Origin of the sequence: Nostoc sp. (assembly GCF_035638895.1) — a bacterium.
GTDB lineage: Bacteria > Cyanobacteriota > Cyanobacteriia > Cyanobacteriales > Nostocaceae > Nostoc.
Map to the genome: position 1 here is coordinate 1 of NZ_DASQZC010000004.1, position 4,847 is coordinate 4,847.

Sequence of the window (4,847 nt, forward strand, 5' to 3'; positions counted from 1 at the left end):
ATACCCTCGATAAACTATAGTTCTAGAACCATTGTAGAGTTCTTCACTGATGCGATATCCGGGAATATTGACAAGAGTGCTATCCATACTGCCAAATCTTTAATACTTATAGATTTAGTATTCCCAGAATCTATGAAATTGTTTATCAACAAGAGGAAAATTTTAGACCGGAATTTCAATAATAAATTCTGTTCTTGCTCCTTCCACCTTTTTATCTTCAACCTTCGACAGGTAGGATAATCTCAAATTCCGTCCCCTGTCCTAATTTAGAAACGAAATTAATTTGTCCACCATGAGTTGAAATAATGGAGTAGGCTACTGCTAATCCTAATCCCGTTCCTTTACCGACAGCTTTTGTGGTAAAGAAGGGGTCAAATACTCGTTTTTGGATTTCTTCAGAAATTCCAATACCATTATCGGCAATGCGAATACTCACACTCTTAGTTAAAGAATTGTTTAGTGCTGTACGAATTGTAATGGTACTTGTTTTTTGGACTTCATTTAAGGCATCAATGGCATTATTCAAGATATTCATAATTACCTGATTGATTTGTTTGGCGTGACAACTCACTAGCGGAAGTTCAGCATAGTCTTTGATAATTTCAATTTCACTAAGTCGGTGTTGCAGAATTAACAACGTATTCTCAATACCTTCATGAATATTTACGGCTTTGATATCGGCTTCATCAAGTCGGGCAAAATTCCGCAGAGATAAGACAATATTCTGAATACGTTGACTACCTTGTTGCATAGAATTTAGCAGATTTGGTAAGTCTTTTATCGCGTAATCTAAATCTTTTTCATTGAGATAAGCTTGAATTTCGGTAATAGGTTGTGGATATTGATGTTGATAAAGATTAATACCCTCTAGTAAATCTTGAAAATGCTCTTTTAGATATATAATGTTGCCGGAAATAAAGCTAATTGGGTTATTAATTTCATGGGCAATTCCAGCCACCATTTGCCCTAAACTCGACATTTTTTCAGTGTGAATCAATTGAGCTTGGGTTTGTTGTAATTCCTGAAGAGTATGGGATAATTGCTGATTTTTGTGATGAAGTTCTTGGGTGCGCTGGTCTACTTTTTGTTCTAGGGTGTTGTAGAGTAAGGCGTTTTCTAGAGAAATTGCCGCTTGGCTGGTTAATAATTCTAATATATCTAAGCGATCGCCTACAAATGCACCCATTGTTAGCTGATTTTCTAAGTACAAAATCCCTAGTAGCTTCCCCTGATTCCGAATTGGCATACACAGCGCACTTTTGGGTTGATGCTGGCGCATATATTCCCCAATTACATTAGGCAAATGGGTTTTGAGATCATCGATAAAAACTGTTTCTAGAGTGTTTTTCACATACTGAATCAGTTTGATTGGAATACCAGGATGATTATCTAAAGGTGCTGTTTGCAATATAGTACCTTCTAAAGTGGCGATCGCTCGCACTTGGCATAAGCCATTCTGAAAGAGAATTAACGCACACCGATCAGCACCAGCATTTTCGAGAATAATCTGAGTTAGCTTCTCGATTAGCTCATCTAAGTGAATTGCGGTAGAGATTGCTTGGGAAGCTTTAAAGACAGAGCCAAAGTCCAGCACTGAATTGCTGCTGGAGGAACTTGAGATATGGGTTGAAGAGTGAATATTACTAAATGCAACATTGTTGCTCAGTGTTTCTTGCAAGTTAGGTTTGAGATTTTTTTGTTGCAGAATGGCCCGCAGAAGTTCTGGGTAGCGTTGTTCTAAGTCATCTACTTTGCTTTTGGCTCCCCAACAGGTATAGCAGTAGTAAGCTTCTTGCATATAGACCTGGGCAATTTTTTCTTTGCCCCAATCAAGGTAGAATTTGGCAGCGAGTTCATTACTAAGTCCTGCTTCTTGGATGTAGCCATTTTCTCTAGCAAGAGAAATGGCGCGATCGTAAAATTCAATTGCTGCGGTTTTTTGTCCTAGTATCCGACACTTTTCTGCCTCCACTAACTCGAATCGATGCTGATGATTCATGGGTGCATAATTTGCCCATTGTTGCATGGTGTCCTGATTTTCTGCTACTTGCTGTAAAATCCTCTGTTGTTCTACGGGTGACGACGTAGGAAATAAAGCCAGTTGCAACAGCGAATCATAAAGGTTCAGGACTGGAGTGTTCACCATCCCATATCCTGAACCGGAATATTGTTTAGCTTTGAGGGCATATTCCACCGCCAAATCTAGTTCTTGAAACAGATAACAAAGCATCAATTTATTGACAAAGAAATGCCATAAACCAGTGCCATCATTAGTTTGTTCATGTAACGTCAGCATTGACCTTTCATCGTATGTTGCACCAATTAATTCCCAAGGAGTGGTTTTTGACTCAATTAAATTCAAGACTACTTGGTGATAAATATTGTTATAGTTGAGTGCAGTTTTTTGGTTAATTTTTTCTAGTGCTGCCCCATAAATCTCTAATTCATTAGCTAGTTTGGTTAGTTCTTGACCGGCGATGTAAGCTTGGAAGCAATAAATGTAGGCAGCATAACCAGCATACTCTAAATCCCCAGTATCTAACCCAATGGCATAAGCTTGTAGTAATGGTTTGAGGGTTGTTATTACAGGCTCTTTCCAGTGAGTAACAAAATGATGAACTACTAAAACGACTCTTGCTTTGTATTCCTGATTTTGAAATTTGGACAGCAGTTGCAACGCTAACTTACCCAATTCGTAACCTGTTGGGATACTATTTGGTTGACCACAAAGCATGAGTCCATAAACTGAGTAAGTGAAGGCAGAACCGGAAGTATTTCCGTATTTTATAGAAAGAGCAACTTCTTTCAGCACTAACAAGCGATGGAGTTCAGGTTTTGCCAGATAAGCAGGAGTAGTTACTTTAACTAAGACACGCAAGGCTGCACGTAATTCTAGATTCTCTATCTCTGGCAAATCAACTAATTCAGCAACTGTTTTGCCGCTCAAGGTAGCTTGAGTCTCTTGCAAAGCGAGAACAAAATCTTCATCTGTTGGTTCTTTGGGAAACTCAATACCAATCGGCTGCAAAAATTGCATAGCTGTATCGATCGCTGCCAATAATTTTCCTTGGACTGTGTAAGCTTCAATTTTTACTTCACATACATTGGCTGTATCAGTGACAGCTTTGGTGTGTTGTAAAATTTCCTGGGCAAAATCTTCCATTGCGTCAATTTCACCGCACAGATAACTAGCTTCGGTTGCTTCGTTATACAAGCTTAAAGTTAAATTGTAGTCAGATTCCCAAGGGTTAAATGGTAGCAATTGAATGCCTATTTTTAGATAAGCAATTGCTGAACTGTATGCAGTTGAGGCTTTTGCTTGTTTCCCAGCCATGAGATTTAACTGTGCGAGTTCATGGCGTTCTTGAGGTTGATAGAAATGTTCAACCCCAATATTTAGCTGATTAGCGATCGCAAAAATCCGATCTTCTAATTCAGCTTTCGGGGTATTTTGCCACAGCAGGCGACCAATTTTGACATGGGTTATCTGTTTGCGATCTTCAGGAATCAGTGAGTAAGCGGCTTGTTGGACGCGATCGTGCAAAAATTTATATGCTACAGCATGAGCGATTTCCTGATTACTACCTTGATTTTCTCGGTCTATATAAAACTTATAAACTTCACTTTGTGGTACAACCAAACCTTCCTGTAATGCTTTCCATAATGCGGCGGCGGTTTCGGTTTGGGATTGTTGATAAACAATCGCCAAGGTATGTAAATCAAACTGATTACCAATACAAGCCGCTAGTTTTAAAACCTCCTGAGTTGCTGGTGTTAGTTTCTGCAACTGTTGTGCCATAAACTCCACCACATCATCTGTCAGCGCCAATTGCTTGATTTGGGCAATATTACATTCCCAATACCCGCTTTGAAAATTGAATTGAATATAATTATCCTGATGCAGTGCCTTGAGAAACTGAGTGGTAAAAAAGGGATTACCTTTGGTTTTTTGATAAACCAGTTGCGTTAATGCTTCTGCTAGTTCCAGTTGACAATTGAGGGTATCTGCTAACAACTGATTTACACTTACTCGACACAGTGGGCTGAGAATAATATCGTTAATTACCGCTCCTGCATTGCCTATTTCATCTAATGTCAACATTAAAGGATGTGCCGGGAAGACCTCATTATCTCGGTATGCCCCAAGTAGCAACAAGTAGCCTCTCTGGGATTGATCCATGAGTAGCTGCATCAGCTTCAGTGATGCCGAATCTGCCCACTGCAAGTCATCCAAAAATATCACTAAGGGATGTTCTAGTGTAGTGAAAACTTGAATAAATTTCTGGAACAGCAGATTGAAGCGATTTTGAGCAGCCATTCCAGATAATTCTACAGTCGGAGGCTGGGAGCCAATAATTCGTTCTAATTCTGGGATAACCTCAATAATAACTTGAGCATTTTCACCCAAAGCTGTGATAATTTTCTCCTGCCACAGTTGTAAATTAGTATCAGTTTCACTCAATAGTTGCCCCATTAAATCTCGAAAGGCTTGCACAAATGCACTAAAGGGAATATTGCGATTAAATTGGTCATATTTGCCTTTGATAAAACAACCACGTTGCCTAACAATCGGTTTATGAACTTCGTTGATAACCGCAGTTTTACCAATCCCCGAAAAGCCAGCAACTAGCATCATTTCGGTTGTCCCAACGCTAACTCTTTCAAATGCTTGCAATAGGGTTTCTACTTCGGTATCTCTGCCATAAAGTTTATCGGGGATAATAAAGCGATCGCAAACATCTTGTTGTGCAATTAGGAAACTCTCAACTCTACCTGTTTCTTTGAGTTGAACCAAGCAATTTTCTAAATCATGCTTCAATCCTAAAGCGCTCTGATAGCGGTCTTCA

General features: G+C 39.3%; 1 protein-coding gene. It reads right to left on the reverse strand.

Annotated elements, in window-relative coordinates; genetic code table 11:
- Positions 1 to 217: 217 nt before the first annotated feature.
- Complete coding sequence (locus tag VE944_RS00070; RefSeq protein WP_324970684.1) at positions 218 to 4,795, reverse strand: trifunctional serine/threonine-protein kinase/ATP-binding protein/sensor histidine kinase; 4,578 nt, start codon at positions 4,793 to 4,795, stop codon at positions 218 to 220.
- Positions 4,796 to 4,847: the final 52 nt, after the last annotated feature.